Annotated in this window: 12 protein-coding genes; 11 read left to right on the top strand and 1 reads right to left on the bottom strand. The window is 65.6% G+C overall.

The features are described 5' to 3' along the window. Window positions 1-133 precede the first annotated feature (133 nt). A complete protein-coding gene (gene eccA / locus ACLQ3I_RS16995; RefSeq protein WP_425803439.1) occupies window positions 134-1,930 on the top strand; it encodes a type VII secretion AAA-ATPase EccA in 1,797 nt (598 codons plus the stop codon). Here the strand turns inward: eccA and ACLQ3I_RS16990 are convergent. Next, entirely contained in the window at window positions 1,905-2,522 is a 618-nt protein-coding gene (locus ACLQ3I_RS16990) for a TetR/AcrR family transcriptional regulator (protein ID WP_425789427.1), read from the bottom strand. The genes eccA and ACLQ3I_RS16990 overlap by 26 nt on opposite strands. 216 nt (window positions 2,523-2,738) lie before the next feature. On the opposite strand from ACLQ3I_RS16990, the gene ACLQ3I_RS16985 reads away from it, so the two are divergent. From ACLQ3I_RS16985 to ACLQ3I_RS16940, 10 genes are all read left to right on the top strand, one after another. Further along, window positions 2,739-4,016 (top strand): cytochrome P450, encoded by a 1,278-nt coding sequence (locus tag ACLQ3I_RS16985; protein WP_425789428.1) that lies wholly within the window; start codon window positions 2,739-2,741, stop codon window positions 4,014-4,016. Window positions 4,017-4,026: 10 nt separating this feature from the next. Beyond that, a complete protein-coding gene (locus ACLQ3I_RS16980) occupies window positions 4,027-4,794 on the top strand; it encodes an SDR family NAD(P)-dependent oxidoreductase (protein WP_425803437.1) in 768 nt (255 codons plus the stop codon). 274 nt (window positions 4,795-5,068) lie between these two features. Beyond that, a complete protein-coding gene (locus ACLQ3I_RS16975) occupies window positions 5,069-5,866 on the top strand; it encodes an MlaE family ABC transporter permease (RefSeq protein ID WP_425803579.1) in 798 nt (265 codons plus the stop codon). Further along, entirely contained in the window at window positions 5,866-6,720 is an 855-nt protein-coding gene (locus ACLQ3I_RS16970; protein WP_425803434.1) for an ABC transporter permease, read from the top strand. Before ACLQ3I_RS16975 ends, ACLQ3I_RS16970 begins: the two co-directional genes overlap by 1 nt. Next, window positions 6,717-8,036, top strand: coding sequence for an MlaD family protein (locus ACLQ3I_RS16965; RefSeq protein WP_425803432.1), 1,320 nt, complete (start codon window positions 6,717-6,719; stop codon window positions 8,034-8,036). Before ACLQ3I_RS16970 ends, ACLQ3I_RS16965 begins: the two co-directional genes overlap by 4 nt. Then, on the top strand, window positions 8,033-9,067 hold the full coding sequence (locus ACLQ3I_RS16960) for an MlaD family protein (RefSeq protein WP_425789436.1): 1,035 nt from the start codon (window positions 8,033-8,035) through the stop codon (window positions 9,065-9,067). The genes ACLQ3I_RS16965 and ACLQ3I_RS16960 overlap by 4 nt, the downstream gene beginning before the upstream one ends. 4 nt (window positions 9,068-9,071) lie before the next feature. Further along, on the top strand, window positions 9,072-10,121 hold the full coding sequence (locus ACLQ3I_RS16955) for an MCE family protein (protein WP_425803429.1): 1,050 nt from the start codon (window positions 9,072-9,074) through the stop codon (window positions 10,119-10,121). Next, window positions 10,118-11,221, top strand: a complete 1,104-nt coding sequence (locus ACLQ3I_RS16950; RefSeq protein ID WP_425803427.1) for an MCE family protein — start codon at window positions 10,118-10,120, stop codon at window positions 11,219-11,221. The genes ACLQ3I_RS16955 and ACLQ3I_RS16950 overlap by 4 nt, the downstream gene beginning before the upstream one ends. Further along, entirely contained in the window at window positions 11,218-12,321 is a 1,104-nt protein-coding gene (locus ACLQ3I_RS16945) for an MlaD family protein (RefSeq protein ID WP_425789442.1), read from the top strand. The genes ACLQ3I_RS16950 and ACLQ3I_RS16945 overlap by 4 nt, the downstream gene beginning before the upstream one ends. Next, window positions 12,318-13,631, top strand: a complete 1,314-nt coding sequence (locus ACLQ3I_RS16940) for an MlaD family protein (protein ID WP_425803425.1) — start codon at window positions 12,318-12,320, stop codon at window positions 13,629-13,631. Before ACLQ3I_RS16945 ends, ACLQ3I_RS16940 begins: the two co-directional genes overlap by 4 nt. Window positions 13,632-13,634 lie beyond the last annotated feature (3 nt).

The raw sequence follows: 13,634 nt of genomic DNA, 5'->3' as shown, positions 1-13,634 counted from the left end.
AGCCAGTGTAGGTGAGGCGCCATCGCGGGCGCGTGGTGGCGTGACTCATGCCAACGCTAGGCTGACTTCGGACACGAACAGGTCGACGACGTCGACGACGGCCTGCACGAGGCATGTATCTGGGGGGCCTGAGATGGCAGACGTCCGCAAGGCGCGGCAACTGTTCGAACTCGGCGTGTTGTCGCTGGGCATCGCGGTCGAGGGCCAGGAACCGATCAACAATCCACAGCAGGCCGCCAAGGCTTTCACCCGCGCCAGCGAATGGGACCCGACGATGGGCGACGCGTGGCTGGGCCGGCTGGCCGGTGGTGAGGACACCGACGAGGTCCTCCTCGCCCTGTACCGCAATCGCGGCACCATCGGCCATGAACAACGGCGTCTCGGGCTACCGCAGGGCACGCTGGCCGGGCGCTGGGTGGTGGGCGACATCAGTTACCACCTGTCCGGTGTCACGGAGGCGACCGCGGCCTACGCGTCGTCGTTGGCGCGCGGCAAGGACTTCGCCGGGGCCCAGGAGGTGCTGGACGAGATCCCGGCCGCTCGTCGTGTACCGATCGTCGAATTCGTGCAGGCGACCCTGTTCATGGCGACCCAGCGCTGGACGGATCTGTTGACCGCGCTGCGCCGCTCGGAGCGGTGGAACGACACCTTCCTCCAAGCCGCCGCCGACTACATGGCCGGCACCGCGTGCATCCAGCTGGGCATGTTCGGCGAGGGAATCCGACGACTGCAGAATGCGGTCGAGGGCCCTATCCCGGCGCTCGCCACCGAGGCGATGGTCGCCCACGGCATGGCGCTGCGCGAGCAGGGGCAGGAGGAGAAGGCCCGTGCGTTGTTCGAGCAGGCCTACGCCCGCAATCCGAACTCCATCGCGGGCCAGGCGCTGAAATCACCGAGCTTCCGCCTCGTGATCACCTCACCCGACGAGATCGCCGAACGCCGCGACCCGTGGGATCCCCGGTCTGTCACCGACCCGGTCGAGACCCTCGTCTCGGATACCACCGAACAGCCCGAGATGGCCGAGATGGTCGACGACGCCCAGCGTGAGCTCGGCGATCAGATCGGACTGGATTCCGTCAAAGAGCAAGTGGCAAAACTACAATCGGCCGCGACTCTGGCAAGGGTCCGAGCCGATCGCGGACTGAACACCGCGGCGCGGAGCCTGCATCTCGCCTTCACCGGCCCACCGGGAACGGGCAAGACCACAGTGGCGCGGATCGTCGCCAAGATCTATTGCGGGCTCGGATTCATCAAGACGGACAAGGTGATCGAGGCGACACGTCGCGACCTCGTCGGCGAGCACCTCGGGTCGACCGCACCCAAGACGTCGGCGGTCATCGACTCGGCGATGGACGGCGTGCTGTTCATCGATGAGGCCTACACGCTGATCCAGCAGGGGCTCTCGGGCGGGGATGCATTCGGCAAGGAGGCCGTCGACACCCTGCTCGCCCGAATGGAGGACGACCGCGACCGACTGGTGGTGATCATCGCCGGTTACGACTCCGAGATCGACCGTTTCCTGTCGTCCAACGACGGTCTCGCGTCCCGCTTCGCACGCCGCGTGCGTTTCGACTCCTACACTCCCGAAGAGTTGGCCCGGATCGGTGAGTTCATTGCGCGCAAACGGGATTCGCTCCTCACCCCCGAGGCGGTCACCGAGATCGAGTTGGCCTGTACGCCGCTCTACCACGATGTACGCGGCGATGGTCCGGCCCGGCGACGGGCCAGCGACATCGCCGGCAACGGGCGCTTCATCCGCAACATCATCGAGGCCGCCGAAGAGGAGCGCGAGTACCGCCTCTCCGCTCTCGGCGATCTCGAGTCACTGTCACATGACGATCTGATGCGCGTCGAGGTGAACGACGTCCGGACCGCACTGTCGGGGGTGCTGTCGGGTCTGCAGCTCAGCCATAACCGATCGACGCGATGACGTGGTGCCGGTGGGGCTCACCCTCCAGCTTGTGGAGGTACCCCTCGATGAACTCGAACGTCTCGCGATGACCCTTCTCGAACCCGAGCCACTTCTCCATCATCACCAGCCGGGACACACTCGTGATGATCACGATCAGCACCTCCGCCGGCAGCTCCCGCGAGCTCACGCCGTAACTGGGTAACAGCTTCTCGATCGCCTCCTGCGCCTGATCGCGTAGTTGCTCCGAGTACCGAGCGATCTCCGTGCGGAGATCCTTGCGGTGATTGGCCAGCGCGAGGAGTTCGGTCGTGAACTGGGAAACCGACGGGTCGATGCTGAACTGCCACAGCGCCCACAGCGGCTGCGGCGACTCGAGCAGAGCCCGCTGTTGTTCCAGCCCCTGCTCCGCCCGGCGCCGGAACATCTCCAGGAACAGGTCGTCCATCGTGCGGAAGTAGTAGTGCACGAGCTGCGGCTTCAGCCCGGCGGTCTGTGCGACCTTCCGTGAAGTGACTGCGGCATAGCCACTTTCGAGCATGAGAGCCTCGGCCGCATCCAACAGGATTGACCTGTTCTTGGCCTCCACCGATCCGAATCTGCGCTCGGTCACACTCGCCGCCTTTCCTGTCGCGCCCCGAACTCACCCTAAACCGGAAATGGGATATGTCCATTTTGAGAATGTGATCTTGACCTCACTCGTTGGAGCGTGGTAACAAGTACTACACCCCGCTGAGCACTCGCTCAGCATCTTTACCCAGAGTTCCCAGCCAACACAGCCCTTACGCATCCCACTCTCTGACGAGAGTTGCCGCACAGGAGGTTTCCGGTGAGCGATCTGACCGAACTGAATTACTTCACCGACGCGAGCCTGGTTCCCGACCCATACCCCTACTTCGACGAGTTGCGCAGCAAGTGCCCCGTGACCAAGGAGCCACACTTCGGCGTCCTCGCGATCACCGGACATGCAGAGGCGGTGACCGTCCTCAAGGACCCCGCCACGTTCTCGTCCTGCCTCGCCGCCACCGGCCCCTTCCCCGGCCTGCCGTTCGAGCCCGAGGGGGATGACGTCGGTGACCTCATCGACCAGCATCGCGACGAATTGCCCCTCCACGAGCACATGGTGACCATGGACCCCCCGGACCACAGCCGCGCTCGCAGCCTGCTGAGCCGCCTCCTCACGCCACGGCGTATCCAGGAGAACGAGGAGTTCATGTGGAAGCTGGCCGACGAGTACATCGAGGAGTTCGTGGGCAACGGCGAGTGTGAACTCATGTCGGACTTCGCAAAACCGTTCTCACTCCTGGTGATCGCCGACCTGCTTGGCGTTCCGGAGGAGGATCACGAGGAGTTCCGGACCGTTCTCGGAGCGCCGCGTAAGGGCGCCCGGCCGGGCGCCATGGACTCGGAGGTCATGTCCGACAACCCGCTGCAATGGCTCGACGACAAGTTCACGAAGTACATCGAGGACCGCCGCGCGACGCCCCGCGGCGACGTCCTCACGGCCCTGGCCGAATCGAAGTACAAGGACGGCAGCACGCCCGAGGTCGTCGAGGTGGTGCGGACCGCGACATTCCTCTTCGCCGCGGGCCAGGAGACCACGACCAAGCTGATCAGCGCCGCGCTCCGTGTGATCGGTGAGCGACCGGACATCCAGCAGCGACTGCGCGACGACCCGGAGCTGATCCCGATCTTCATCGAGGAGACACTGCGGCTGGAGAGCCCGGTGAAGAGCGGTTTCCGGGTGGCGCGCAAGAACACGACGGTCGGCGAGACCGCCGTACCCGCCGGCACGACCCTGATGTTCTGCCCGGGTGCGGCCAATCGCGACCCCGATCACTTCCCGGATCCGAACACCTTCGATCTCGAGCGCACCAATGTGCGCGAGCATCTGACCTTCGGCCGCGGGATCCATTCGTGCCCGGGCAGCCCGCTCGCCCGCATCGAGGGCCGGGTCACCGTCGAGCGTTTCCTGGCCCGCATGGCCGACATCCGCGTGTCCGAAGAGCACCACGGTCACAACGGCCACCGTCACTACGACTTCGAACCGACCTACATCCTGCGCGGGCTCACCACTCTGCACCTCGATTTCACCCCGAAGGCCTGAGAGCGTGGAAATGACAAGCACCACAGCGACAGCCACCACCCGAACCAGCGTCGTCACCGGCGGGGGCTCGGGGATCGGGCAGTCCGTTGCCGAGCATCTCGCAGCGGCCGGACATCGCATCGGCGTCCTCGACCAGAATGTCGAGGCCGCCGAGAAGGTGGCTGCCGACCTCCGCTCGGGTGGCGCCGAAGCCATCGCGCAGGCCGTGGACGTGAGCGATCGGACCGCGGTGGAGAAGGCCATGGGGGTGGTCCGGGAGAAATTCGGCCCCATCGAGATCCTGGTGACCAGCGCCGGCATCGAATCGCAGATGCCCTACCCGGACATCGCGCAGGACGAGTGGGACCGCATCATCGCGGTCAACCTCACGGGCACCTTCAACTGCACCCAGTCGGTCATCGGCGACATGCAGGCCGGCCAGTGGGGACGTATCGTGACGATCTCGTCCTCCAGCGCCCAGTCCGGCGCTCCCGAACGTGCCCACTATGTGGCGTCCAAGGGCGGCGTCATCGGGCTGACCAAGGCGTTGGCATTCGAGTACGCGCCACATGGCATCACCGTCAACACGATTCCGCCGTCGATCATCGCGACCCCGATGGCCGAGAAAGCCGTCGAGGCCGGCCTCGTGCCGGCGATCGAGGATCTCGCCGCGTTGACGCCCGTGCGCCGCGCGGGACTGCCCGGCGATGTCGCGGCCGCGGCGGCGTTCCTGTGCTCAGATCAGGCCGGTTTCATCACCGGACAGGCGATCGGCGTCAACGGCGGTTGGTACATCTGACGTTCGACTTTCCCGAGTGCGCACCCTCAGCCCGGGGTGCGCGCCCCTGACCATCGCCGCCGGTGGTCTCGCCTCTGCATGCCGAGGATCGACCGGGCCAGAGAGGGGGGAAACGGTGTCCACCGTCAACAGCGACATCACGACGCACGCCGCCCCTGCCGACGTTGATGCGCCGACGGAGCCGATCACCACCGGCGGCGGCGACTCGTCGCGGCCACCGACGTCACCGCCGGCGCCCGAGACGCCCAAGGCGACCGACGAGATCACCTCGTGGATGACCGGTTATGTGCGCCGTCACCCGCGGGCATCGCTGGAAACCGTTGGCGGCCAGTTTGTCCTGGGCATCCGCGCAGTCCAGCACCTCATCGTCGATCTGCTGACGCTCCGCTTCCCGGTCAAGGAGTTCATCCGGCAGGCGACCTTCATGGCCTCGGCCTCGGCGCTGCCGACGATCTTCGTCGCCATTCCCATCGGCATGACCCTGTCCATCCAGTTCGCACTGCTGGCCGGTCAGGTCGGCGCGACGTCACTTGCAGGTGCGGCCAGTGGTCTCGCCGTGATCCGGCAGGGCGCACCGATGGTCTCGGCACTCCTGATGGCCTCGGCGGCGGGCTCCGCCGTCTGCGCCGACCTCGGTTCCCGAAAGATCCGCGACGAGATCGACGCCATGGAGGTGATGGGTCTCTCGGTGATCCGGAGACTGGTCGTCCCGCGATTGGCGGCGGCGATCCTGGTCAGTACCACATTGACCGGAGTCGTCTGCTTCGTCGGCTTCCTCTCCGGCTATCTGTTCAACACGTTCGTCCAGAACGGGACGCCGGGCACGTTCGTCACCACCTTCGCCTCGTTCGCGACGCTCTCCGATTTCTATCTGACGATCGTGAAATCCATTGTGTTCGGCGCGATCGTGGCGATCGTGGCCTGCCAGAAGGGACTGACCACCCGTGGCGGTCCGGCAGGCGTCGCCAACTCGGTCAACGCCACGGTGGTCGCCTCCATCATCCTGCTGATGCTGGTCAATGTCGGCTTCACCCAGATGTACGTTCTACTCTTCCCGAGGACGGGGTTCTGATGGCGGCGACGTACTATCCGAGCGGACTCCGCCCTCTCGTCCGCGCGACCGACGCGGCCGGGAGCGCCATCCTCCGCATCGGGCACCTCGCCGCGTTCCTGGCCCGCGCACTCATCTCCATCCCGATCGCCCTGCGCCACTACCGCAAGGAATGCCTGCGCATTCTCTCCGACGTCACCTGGGGCAACGGCTCCATCGTGGTCGGCGGTGGAACCGCGGGCGTGATCATCGTCCTCGGCGGCGCCGCCGGCGCGATCGTGGGCATCGAGGGTTACAACGCGCTGCATCTGCTCGGCATGGAACCGGCAACCGGCATGGTCGCCTCCACCGCCACCACACGTGAACTCGCACCGATCATGGCGTCCTTGGCCTTTGCCGCACAGGCGGGCTGTCGATTCACCGCTCAACTCGGCGCGATGCGCATCTCCGAGGAGATCGATGCGCTCGAGGCTTTGGCGATCCGGCCGATTCCCTACCTCGTCTCGACGCGCCTACTCGCCTCCATCATCGCCGTCATCCCGCTCTACCTGGTCTGCCTCGCGGTCAACTACGTCTCCGTCCAGCTCGTCGTCGGACTGAGCGGCGGCTTGTCGGGCGGTACATATCAGCACTACTTCGAGCTGGTCCTCAACCCCACCGACATCATGTACTCGTTGATCAAGGCGGTGATCTTCGTGATCATCACCACCACCATCCAGTGCTACTACGGCTTCTATGCCCACGGCGGCCCCCAGGGTGTGGGCACCGCGTCCGGACGTGCCATGCGGGCCAGCATCTCGGTGATGATCGTCGCCAATCTCCTTCTCACCGTGGCATTCTGGGGAGTCGGAAGCGGAGCAAGGTTGAGCGGATGAACTCACCGAGCATCTACGACGCGGGGCCGCACGGGCTGTCGAACCGGCAGCTGCTCATCAGTGGCATCATCGCCATCGCCGTGATCGTCGCCGTTCTCGCTGCGATCGCGCTCAAGTCCGGTGGCACCTTCACCCCGAAGGTACCGGTGACCGCCCAGCTCGCCGACGTCGGCGACGGCCTCCCGGTGAACTCCGACGTCAAGTACCGAGGTGTCATCGTCGGCACGGTCACCGGGGTGACACCAGCGATCGCGGGCCCCGACAACACGGTCGACATCTCGATCGCCCCCGACCGTGCGCCACAGATACCTCGCACCGTGACCGCTCGCGTGGTACCCAGCAATGTCTTCGCGGTGTCGTCGGTGCAGCTGATCGACAACGGCTCCGCGCCGGCGATCGCGTCGGGTGACGTGATCTCCCAGGACACCAACGCCTCGACGGTGCAGTTCCAGACGGCGTTGTCCAAGCTGCGCGCCATCGTCTCCGCGACCGCACGTGCCGGCAGCGACCGCACGGTCGGCATGCTCGCCGCGGTGGCCACCGCCACCGATCGGCGTGGCTCCGACATCTCCCGGGCCGGTGCACAACTCGACCGTATCGTCGGCGAGCTCGACCGCGTTGTCCAGCCGGACGGGGGGCCGTCCACCCTGAAGTCGCTCAGTTCGGCGGTCACCGGCCTGCGGAAGTCCGCACCCGATCTCCTCGACGCGTTGCACAGTTCGGTCGGACCCATGCAGACGGTGGCCCGCGAATCCGGCGCGCTCTCCGACCTGCTCGGCTCCGGAATCTCCACCACCGCACGGGTCAACACGGCACTCGAGCGCAACACCGCCCAGATCATCCGCATCACCACCCAGGCAGCCCCGGTCGTGTCGGTGGTGGCGGCCGGCAGCTCCGGCTTCACCGCCATCGACAGAAACATCGGCGTCATCGCAGACAGATGGTTTTCAGATTTCTGGCCGGCCGGCCTGGCCAACGGACGGGGAAAGTTCCTGTTCCAGGTCACCCCCCACAAGCTCTACACCCGCGCGGACTGCCCCCGATACGGAAATCTGAAGGGCCCCAGCTGCTTCACTGCCCCGACCAGCGTGTCGCCCCCGGTCCTGAAAGGCAACGCACGCAAGGGAGTCACCGCCGGATACCAGACGGCCGGCATGGGCGGCAACGTCGGTTCGGTCGGCAGCGCCGATGAACAGGCGACCCTCGGCAACCTCGTCGGTGGGGGCCCCAACAGCGCCAACACTCTCATTCTCGGCCCCGTCGCCCGCGGCGCGTCCGTCACGGTGTCCCCCGACGACCAGAAGGGTTCGTCATGAGTGTCCGGAAGCCCCTCATCGGATTGATTCTCTTCCTCCTCGTCTCGCTGGCACTGACATCCACGGTCTACGTCACCCTTCAACGCGACGTCTCCGAGGACACGAAGAACTACAGCGCGGTGTTCACCGACATCACGGGACTCAAAGCCGGCGACGACGTCCGCATGGCCGGGATTCGCGTCGGCCGGGTCGACTCGGTCGGTCTCGACGGAACCGCGGCACGCGTCTCGTTTCGAGTCGACTCCGATCAGGTCGTCGACGGGAGCACCAAGGCCTCGATCGTCTACCAGAACATCGTCGGACAACGGTACGTCGGCCTGTCTCGCGGAGACTTTCCCAACCCCACGCCACTGAACGGTAGCGAGATCCCCCTCGCACACACCGAGCCGTCCTTTGACATCTCCGCATTGCTGAACGGATTCGAGCCGTTGTTCAGCGTCCTGGATCCGAAACAGGTCGACAATGTCACCAACGCGTTGATCCGTGCCCTGCAAGGCGATTCGTCATCGATCACCACCCTGGTCGCCGAGACGTCGTCCCTCGCCGAATCGGTCGCCGGACCCGATCAGGTGCTCGGCGACGTCATCTCCAACCTGTCCCGCGTGGTCGGGACGTTCGCGGCCCAGCGCAGCAACATCGACACCGTCCTGGTCAGCTCCCGCAGGATCTTCGAACAGATGTCCGCACAACGTGATTCATTCATCGGCTCGCTCGACAAGACCGCGCAGGTCGCCGATCGCGCATCCACGCTCGCCCGTGGCGCGCTACCGGAGGTGCAGCAAATGCTCTCCCGGCAACCCGGATTCATCGGCCACTTCCTCGCCAACAAGGACGAGTTCGCCTACCTCGGTTTCAATCTCCCACCGCTGCTGAAAGGCCTGGCACGGGTCACCCAGGCGGGCGCGTACATCGACACCTACCTGTGCAATTTCAATGTGACCCTGGTACCCGCGTTGAGCACGGTGATCCCGTCCATCGTCGCCCACGCGACGCCGGGTGGCAAAGCCACACAATCCCCGATCTGCAGGTGAGACGATGAGATCCTTCACCGCGCGTATCCGCAAATCGTTGTCACAGCCCATCGAGAACTGGAACAAGGTCATCATCGGCGCCGTCGCGCTGGTGGCCATCGTGGTGGTCGCCCTCGGGCTGATCAAGGTCGGCCAGGCCGGAATCGGCAAGCATTCGGTTCGCGCTCAGTTCGCTCAGGCCGCCGGTCTCACGCCCGGCGATTCGATCAGTGTCGCCGGCGTTCCGGTGGGCACGGTCAAGGACACCCGGCTCGACCACACCTTCGTCACCGTGACGATGGAGGTGGGCGACGATGTCCCCCTGGGATCGGACACACGAGCATCGATCAAGCTGACCACGCTACTCGGCTCCCGATACATCGAGCTGTCACCCGCCGGCTCCGGATCGCTCCCCGACGATCTCATCCCCTTGTCGCACACGGCTGTCCCCTACGACCTGCAACAGGTCATGCAAAACGCCACAACGACTTTCGAACAGGTCGATGCCGAGAAGATCGGGACGTCGATGACCACGTTGTCCCGCCAGCTCGACGGCACACCCGAGCTGGTCCCACAGGCCCTCACCAATATCCAGAGCCTGTCGACCATCATCGCCGACCGACGCGGGCAGATCGGTTCCCTGCTGACCAGTACGCAGAAGCTGACCGCCGTGGTCCGGCGGCAAGAGTCCGGTCTCGGCCAGCTGATGACGCAGGGGCGTGATCTGTTGCGTGCGTTGCTGACCCGACAGGTGATGATCGATCGGCTCCTCGACTCGACAACGGTGCTGGCGAATCAGCTCCGCCAGGTCGTCGTCGCCGATCGGTCGGGTCTCGACAAATTGGTCACCAATCTCGACGGCCTGCTGGACAGCCTGCGGCGCAACGACAATCTGCTGCGCAACACGCTCCAGATCCTGCCTGTCCCGGTCCGGAATTTCGTGAACGTCACCGGGACCGGCAACGAGACAGACTTCACCTCGCTGACGGGCCCGCTGATCGATTCGTGGATGTGCGCGATCTCCAAGCAGGCAAACCTCGCCAACCTCCCGCCCTACTTCAAGGACTGCCGATGACCCGGGGTCGAATCATCAAGGTGGCACTGCTGGCCGTGGCGGTGCTGCTGGTCGTCGGTGTCGCACGGTCGTGCACCGACGACGACCACACGATCTCCGTCGTCGCGCAGTTCGACAACGCCTCCGGGCTCTACGAGGGCAACGCGGTCTCGGTACTCGGGATGCCTGTCGGCAAGGTCACCAAGATCACCCCGCACGCCGGATTCGTCGATGTGGCGATGGACATCAGCACGGACACACCGGTTCCCGCCGACGCGTCCGCGGTGACGGTCTCCACGTCCGTGCTGACCGACCGGCATGTGGAACTCACCCCCGCATATCAGGGCGGCCCCCAACTGCAGGACAATGCCCACCTGGAGCTGAACCAGACCAGGACCCCGGTCGAGGTTGACCGGATGCTGGCCATGGCCGACAAACTGTCGGTCCAACTACAGGGCGACAATCGCGGTGGCGGGCCGGTCGCCGACCTGCTGAACGTGAGTGCGGCGATGACGTCGGGGAACGGGCCGGACATCCGTTCGGCGCTGGGCTCGCTGTCTCGTGCGCTCGCGATGGGCTCCGATCACGGTGAGCAGACGCGCAACGCGATCACCGACATCGTCGATGACATGTCGTCGCTCTCGGCGACCGCGGCCCGAAACGATGCCACCATCCGGGAGTTCGGATCGTCGGTCCAGCAGATGTCGGATCTGTTCGCGGACCAGAACATCGGGTGGGGCACCACCGGCGCCAAGATCAATGCGGTTCTCGGTGAGGCGACCGATCTCATGCAGCAGCGTCGCAAGGATGTCGCGGACACGGTCTCGGGCGCCACCACGGTCACGCGGGCGCTCGCGGACTACCGGAGATCGTTGTCGGAGTTCCTCGACGTCGCGCCGCTGGTGATGGACAACGCGTACAACACGATCGATAAGAAGGCCGGAGTCGCCCGGGTCCATGCCCAGCTCGAGAAGGTGTTCTTCGACGGACGACTCGTCAAGGAGGTCTGCAACGTACTCGGGATGCGCGAACTCGGTTGTGCGACGGGCACGTTGCGCGACTTCGGGCCGGACTTCGGCATGGACGGAATGCTCGAGGCGATGGCGGGGAAGCCGCAATGAGGTATTCGACGATCGTCCGGCTGATGGTGGCGGCCCTCTGCATGTGCACGCTCGCCGGGTGCGGCGTCGGCCTCGCGGACCTGCCTCTGCCCAAGAAGGGAACCGAATCCGGCGCGACCTATACGCTGCGCGCCGAGTTCGCGAACGCACTGAACCTCCCCGAGGAGGCAAAGGTCAAACTCAACGGCGCAGACGTGGGTTCGGTGCAGAGCATGTCCGTGCGTGACTACGTCGCCGTGGTGACCATGCACGTCGCGGACGAGGTGAAGCTGCCGCGCGGCACCCGAGCCGAACTGCGCTCGGCCACTCCGCTCGGTGACGTCTTCGTCGCCCTGCAGCCGCCGAAGTCGCTCACGACCGACACCGCCGACCTCGGTGACGGGGACACGATCTCGTTGAAGGACACCGGCGCTGCGACGACGGTCGAGGAGATCCTCTCCACGTCGGCGCTGTTGGTCAACGGGGGCGTCCTCCGCGACCTGACGAAGATCGTCAACGGCCTGGGGCGAACCGTGGGCAATCGTGGTGACAAGTTGTCGGACCTCATCGCACATTCCACCCGGTTGATCTCCGCGCTGTCCGCACGATCGGGCGACATCCGCAATGCGCTGCGCCAGACCGACGCTCTGGTCTCCACCGTGTCGGCACAGCAGAAGACGGTCAACGATTCACTCGCCGCCGCCGGACCTGCGCTCGACGTCATCTCGTCGAACTCGGATCAGATCCTGACCCTGGTCGATCAGATCGGACAGATCAGCACTCAGCTGTCGCGCTATCCGTCGATCGCCACCGGCAAGACACAGAACCTGATGGCCAACCTCAACACCCTGTCGAAGGGGCTCAACGACGCCGCGACGGACCCCCAGGCGGACCTGACCAAGATGAACTCGTTGCTCGCGCCGGTCATGAAGATCACCAATTCCACTGCTGCTCACGTCAATGCGGACCTTCAGGACCTGTCCATCGGCGCGCTGGCGGACCCCCGGCACAAGGCCGATCCGGGGGCCCGACTACCCGACGTCACCGACGTCGGCAACTTCGTCGGGACCATCACGTACACCTTGGAGAAGCTGCGCAAGAAGTTGGAGCCGCCGCGATGACGTCGACAACCGATGACCGCTCGTTCGCGGCGCCCGGCGCCTCGGCCTTCCGTACCGGCTTCCTCGAAGTCCCGGCACGCGGCATCGTGTCGGCCACCCGACGGGGGCGCCGACATCGACTCGGGCTGTCCGCCATCGGGTTGTTCGTCGTGCTCATCCTGGGCATCGGGTATCTCGTGTTCGGCGTCTTCCACAGCTCGCCCGCCAGCTCCCCGATCGTGGTCCGCGTGCAGCTCAAGGAATCCGGTGGCCTTCTCGCCGGCCAGAACGTCACACTCCGCGGCGTGCCGGTCGGCCGCGTGCGTCAGGTGGACCTCACCCGGGACGGTGTCGTCGCACAGGCCGAGATCGACCCGAGCGTCCAGATCCCGGTGCGGGGCGAGGTCCGGGTGGCCGGCCTGTCGCTGGCGGGCGAACAGTATCTCGACTTCCGGCCCGCCACGTCGTCCGGCCCGTTCCTCAGCGACGGAACGGTGATCTCGGCGGACCAGACCACCACCCCGGTCCCGCTCGCGAACGTCCTCGACGACCTCAGCGGCACCCTCGATCAGGTCGATCCGGAGAAGTTGCACACCATCACGCATGAACTCGGGGTCTCGCCACAGGGTTCGGAGCGGCTGGCCGACATCATCGACGGCGGGACGTTCCTGATCTCCACCCTCGATTCCGTTCTGCCGCAGACGGTGAGTCTGTTGAAGAGCAGTCGCACGGTGCTCACCACCCTCGGCCAGGGCGCGCCGGCCCTCACCGAGACGTCCAAAGATCTCAGCCACCTGATGGCCGGTGCGGCGCGCAAGCAGAACGGCTACCGTACGCTGCTGAACCGCACCCCGGCAGCGCTGCGGGCCACCGACGCCATCATCGCCGACAACGCGCCCACGATGGTGCAACTGCTGGGCAATCTGGCAACCGTGACACAGATGGCCTACGTGCACATACCCGCTCTCAACGAATTCTTCTTCCCCCAGGATCGGGACGGATCGACCCTTGGCGCACTGAGCACCACCATGCGAGACGGCGGCATCTGGGCCGCGGTGAACATCTATCCGCGCAACACCTGTGATTACGGGCTGCCGCGCCTGCCACCGTCACAACCCGATCATCCGGAACCTTATCTGTATACGTACTGCAACAACCCCGACCCGTCGGTACAGATCAGGGGTGCCCGGAATGCACCCCGGCCGCCGGGCGACGACACCGCGGGTCCGCCACCCGGAGCGGCGCCCGACGCCCGCTCGAGTCCCTCACCGACCGGACCGCAATCGATTCCGCTGCCCTTCGCCGGACCCGCACTACCGTCCCAACCATGACCA

The organism is Gordonia sp. DT101 (genome assembly GCF_049844895.1).
Classification (GTDB): Bacteria; Actinomycetota; Actinomycetes; order Mycobacteriales; family Mycobacteriaceae; genus Gordonia.
Note: the sequence above shows the minus strand (reverse complement) of the source record. Positions and strands in the feature narration are given on the sequence as shown.